Genomic DNA, 4958 nt, shown 5'->3' with positions numbered 1-4958 from the left:
ACTGGCGCGGAACTTGACGTTGGGCATGGCACTGTCTGGGTGAATGGCGATATTCGCTATATTGCCATGCAGTTCAGTAGGTTAGAAGCATTCCTGGGGGCCGGTCTCACGGATTCAGGTTATACTTTCATCGAACCCAGTGCACTCTGCCAATAACTCTGGCTCTAATAGTTTAACAGTATTACGACTTTTCCTAATTAGCTTTTTTTGTTCTAAAGCAGTCATGCACCTGCTAACGTGAACGCTTGTGATACCTAACAGCTCGCCTACCACCTCTTGAGTAATAGGAAAAGAAAACACATTTGAATCAATCAGCTTTTTGAAATTATATCTTGCATATATTTCAAGCAAAAAATGCGCAACGCGCTCTTCAGCCTTATGGTGAGTACAACTTCTAAGCCTTTCAATAGTAATATTGTCATTCACCATGATATAAGAAACGACAGCTCTTTTTATATCTGCATTTTCTTTAAATAAATCATGCACTTCGTTAACAGAAACTTTATCTAATTGACAGTTCTGCAACCCCAGTATTGTAATATCATGATTATCGAAAAAGCTTTCTCGCAAGCCAACAATATCGCCCGGCATGTAGACATTACATATATCTTCCCCATGACTTTTAAAAGTATGGCACAAGCTTACCCAGCCTTGTTTTACAATAAATATTTCTGCCCTTCCCTGGCACAAAGAGTATAGCTTTTGGTTTCTTTTCAACTCCATACTTTTAACATTAGCACTCGACAAAAGACCTATAGAGTCAGTCCCAATCTCTGCATAATGGCTGAGTATATTGCCAAGATTAATGTCCTTGGCTTGCAAGCCTATCACGCTGGGTAACTGAGCATAATGGTCGCTCCCTTTAAAAACTTCACTGTGCATATCAATTGCATTGCTCATCTTCTCTACACTCCTTTGTAGTTAGACAAAACCTGACTCGCAAAGAAAAACCTTACAATCTATGTACATATAAAAAGTTAACAAAGAGGTAGAATAATAGTTAATACGTCGCGTTTCCACAAGCTCAGCCACCATTTTTAAGAGTCATTTCTTAACATACGTTAACTCTCATTGCATAAAAAAATTAGCAGGCTAAATAAAATAGTAATATTGGGTTATAACGTGTAAATATAAGTTATTATTGATATTTATTAAATATAAAAACAGCCGAACCAGTTATAACATATGTTATTGATACTGAAAGAAATGATCTTGAAGCTCTATAATCCCTTATGCACTTTTTAAAGCTCATTAGTGCTTAGTTACGTCATTATTTTATTGCTACTTTTAACTTTCAAGGACGTCATCATGAAAAGGAATATTTTCATAGTAGCCTTAGAAGATAAGCAAAAAGCCATGCTTGAAACGTTGCGCCAGTCAAAAGAGCTGGAGATACACGGCCTGCTCACGGTCGATACAGCGGTTGAAGCAAAAAAGTTCTCTTTTAATGAAGTGCTGGAATCCGCAAGAGAAGAACTCGCTAGCTATCCAGGCACCGTAGACGCCATTATTGCACAATGGGACTTTCCTACCAGTGTTTTAGTCCCAATTCTATGCAAAGAGTATGGAATCCCCTCACCTTCTGTGACCAGTGTTTTAAAGTGCGAGCATAAACTCTGGAGCCGAATGGAGCAGCAAAAAGTTATTCCAGAAGTAGTGCCTCGCTTTTGCGGTGTTGACCCCTTTTCAGAAACGCCATTTGATCAAGTCACCTTAAACTATCCCTTCTGGATTAAGCCTGTAAAAGCTTTTTCCTCCCACCTCGGCTTTAAAATTGAGAATTTCGAGCAGTTTGAAGCAGCGATAAAAGAGATAAGAGAAAATATTAACCAGCTAGGCGATCCATTTAATGAGGCGCTGGAATACGCTGATACCCCTGAAGAAATTAAGCAATTAGATGGCAATGCTTGTATCGCAGAGGAAATTATCAGTGGTGTACAAGGCGCCCCTGAAGGCACCATGTTTCAAGGTGAATTCAGGTCTTAAAAGCTAACTTTTGAACTAATAGCCAGGCTCACAAGCCGTTGCTTTCACACCTCGCCGCCCGAGTACATCCTTAAAGGGCGGCGTAGTTTTTAAGCCTATTCAGTGAGCGTTTCAAGATACGCCGCTATATCTCTGGCGTCCTGCTCCGTGACCTCCAGGTCTGGCATCGCAGTAAGAGGGCCCACTTGGGTGGGATGACGAAGCCAACGCACCCTATTATCGTTGTTATTGGAAAGCACCCCTGCGATGTAGCGGCGCTCTCCCATTCCCGCCAAAGGTGGACCAACATCGGCTTGTGGCCCAACTAACCCTGGAATCCGATGGCAGGCAATACAGGCATAACCATACATCGCCAGGCGCCCTCGTTCGGCATTGGGAAACTTGACGCCTATCGCCAACCACCGCTTGTTACCGCGATTGACCCTTGGGCCAGCGGCATCCATGGTGATACAGCTCAGTAATGGCAACCAATGCTGGGCCATAAAAGCGGCGGCGTCTCACCCGAGGGCGGCCAAGCTGCGGCATGCGCAGCCAGATACAGGTGGCTGATCGGGAAAAATTTTCTGTAGTGTCTATCCTTACCACTGTGCTGCTATTTAGGAGGTGTAATGGGGGAATTCGACAGTAGCCTTGCTTATCTGCTGCCTTGGGAATTCTCCCCTAGCTGGACTCTCGCCTGCCTGGCTAGCGCAGGTCTCTATGTCCGCGGCCTGCTTCATCGGCGGCGCAGTGGTCTGCATGAAGGGTTCTGGCGCCCTTTCGCCTTTTTCTTGGGTATCGTGGCTATTTATACGGTGTCTCAGACACATTTCGATTATTTAGCGCAGTATATGTTTTTCGTCCACCGCGGCCAGCATCTAGTGCTGCACCATTTAGCGCCGTTTCTGATCGCCTTATCGGCCCCGCTGGCAATACTCACCGCAGGCATACCGCATCGGGTGAGAAATTTGCCAACGGTTACTTTCGCTGCGCAGATGCTCAGGCCTGGTTATCGACTTTTGCAGCAACCGGTAATCGCTCCACTGCTGTTCGTGGGCCTGATCTACTTCTGGTTAATTCCCCAGGTTCATTTCGACGCGATGCTGAGTCATCGTCTCTACCAGTTGATGAACTGGAGCATGCTGGTTGATGGGCTACTCTTCTGGTGGTTAATACTCGATTCCCGTTGGCCCGCAAATGGCGGGCTCAGCTATGGCGTACGCATTACCCTGTTGCTTGCCGTGGTGCCGCCCCAGATGTTGCTGGGCGCCTACCTCACCTTCAGCCATAACGTGCTGTTTGACGTGTATGCCGTTTGTGGTCGTGCTTGGCCACTGGCACCATTAACGGACCAGCGGCTCGGCGGCCTGATCACCTGGATCCCAGCGACCATGATGAGTGTGCTGGCGGTGTTGATCATTATCGGCCGTTTGCTCGGTAAACGTTCGTCCATGTATCGCTATGGATAACGCTATGTATAAAACAGGATGCAAGACCGCGCTGTTGTCAGGAATGCTATGGCTGGTCGGCTGTTCTGACCCAAGCTGGCAGACCAAGGATATCTCCGGGCTTATGCCACCATTGGATTTCGAGCTAATCAGTGAAGAAGCCCGCTCGGTCACTGAAGCCGACTATGCTGGTAATGTCACCCTGCTCTTCTTCGGATTTACTCATTGCCCGCATATTTGCCCCACCACCCTGGCAAATCTGGCAGCGATCTCGCAGGAATTGGGGGAAGAGGCCCAAAACGATTTGCGAATATTGTTTGTGTCTGTCGACCCTGACCGCGACGACCCCGCCAAGTTGCGAGAGTATACCGACGCATTCGGCCCTGAGTTTACCGGCTTGACCGGTGATGGAGAGGCTTTACAGGCCCTGACGCGCCGCTACCGCGTCACGTACGGTTATGGTGAGAAAGACGACACTGGCAATTACGATGTATCGCACTCCAACGCCGTCTTCGCTTTCGACCGTGATGGCGACGCTCAGTTGCTGATTCGCGAAGATGACCCTAAAGAGGCGGTGATGGCCGACCTGAGCCGCCTTCTGGCGCATTGAACGGCGTTGCGGCAGACAGCCGGGCGGTCCATCATTGAATCGGCTGGCAGAAAAAACCCCAGCATTATAGCTGGGGAATGGGCTTTGCTCTGATGGGAGAAAGAGCAAAAAAGCGATGTCTCAAAAGCTAGGCCTTAGCAAAAGCTAAGTCTTAGCGCGCAAATCATCATCCTTATCACGCGCTAAAAATTGCTGAGTAGTATCGTCCAAGTGCTTACTCAGCCAATCGGCCATGGCTATTTCTTCCTGAAGAATCTCTTTACAAACTTGGGAGACCTCAGGTTGTGACGCCATATCAGCCGCTTTGATAATGGCTTTATAACTAGCTATCTCAAAATTTTCGAACGCGTAACTCGCAATACCACCTTTCACCACCTCATCTTCCGCCATCATACCGCCCACTGCTTGGCCAAAGGCGGTTAATTCAGCGCCCATATCTTTGAACGTGGAGGTATCAGCGCCCAAGAGCGTTAAGCAGTGTTCAAGCTTTTGCGATTGGTTCTTGGTTTCTTCAATGTGCTCTTCAATACGCTTTTGCAGTTGCGGATAATGCTCTAAGCGATGTGCTTGGGATTGCAGCATTTTCTCCGCTTGCTTCTCCATTGCATGCGCATCTCGAAGCCAATCTACCAAGTGTTTGCTTTCCATTGCAGACTCTCCTTTTTAAACCTACGCGTTCATATGCTTACATTCGTTTGGCTAGTAAGCTCAGATTTGCTCTTTTTGAGCACCCGAACCTGGCTTAGCATTTCCCAATGTTGGTTCCTGACCTTCAGGAGCAGGTTGATTGACGACTGAATACTCACTCTTACCATCTAGCCCGGATTTCTCACAGGGTATAAAAGAAAGCGGCTGAAAGTGTTAACGTTTCAGGGCCTTACACCAAAAACCAACACCAACAGCCGCTTCCAAAATGGTACCTGAAAAGCTGACCT

At 47.1% G+C, this 4958-nt stretch carries 6 protein-coding genes; 3 read left to right on the top strand and 3 right to left on the bottom strand.

What is annotated here, in order from left to right:
- Positions 1-114: 114 nt before the first annotated feature.
- The gene (locus HZS80_RS23075) at positions 115-900 is read right to left on the bottom strand and encodes a Crp/Fnr family transcriptional regulator (protein ID WP_179917445.1); all 786 of its coding nucleotides are present in this window, start codon (positions 898-900) and stop codon (positions 115-117) included.
- Between the two features lie 408 nt (positions 901-1308).
- Between HZS80_RS23075 and HZS80_RS23070 the strand changes: the two genes are divergently transcribed.
- A complete protein-coding gene (locus tag HZS80_RS23070; RefSeq protein WP_246362534.1) occupies positions 1309-1986 on the top strand; it encodes an ATP-grasp domain-containing protein in 678 nt (225 codons plus the stop codon).
- A gap of 95 nt (positions 1987-2081) precedes the next feature.
- Here HZS80_RS23070 and HZS80_RS23065 read toward each other — a convergent pair whose 3' ends face one another.
- Complete coding sequence (locus HZS80_RS23065) at positions 2082-2468, bottom strand: c-type cytochrome (RefSeq protein ID WP_052703728.1); 387 nt, start codon at positions 2466-2468, stop codon at positions 2082-2084.
- 126 nt (positions 2469-2594) lie between these two features.
- On the opposite strand from HZS80_RS23065, the gene HZS80_RS23060 reads away from it, so the two are divergent.
- Both HZS80_RS23060 and HZS80_RS23055 read left to right on the top strand, forming a co-directional pair.
- Complete coding sequence (locus tag HZS80_RS23060; protein ID WP_179917444.1) at positions 2595-3434, top strand: cytochrome c oxidase assembly protein; 840 nt, start codon at positions 2595-2597, stop codon at positions 3432-3434.
- 4 nt (positions 3435-3438) lie between these two features.
- Entirely contained in the window at positions 3439-4023 is a 585-nt protein-coding gene (locus HZS80_RS23055; protein ID WP_246362533.1) for an SCO family protein, read from the top strand.
- Positions 4024-4167: 144 nt separating this feature from the next.
- Here HZS80_RS23055 and HZS80_RS23050 read toward each other — a convergent pair whose 3' ends face one another.
- Positions 4168-4671 (bottom strand): ferritin-like domain-containing protein, encoded by a 504-nt coding sequence (locus tag HZS80_RS23050; protein WP_035565238.1) that lies wholly within the window; start codon positions 4669-4671, stop codon positions 4168-4170.
- Positions 4672-4958 lie beyond the last annotated feature (287 nt).

Source organism: Vreelandella glaciei (assembly GCF_013415125.1).
Classification (GTDB): Bacteria; Pseudomonadota; Gammaproteobacteria; order Pseudomonadales; family Halomonadaceae; genus Vreelandella; species Vreelandella glaciei.
Note: the sequence above shows the minus strand (reverse complement) of the source record. Positions and strands in the feature narration are given on the sequence as shown.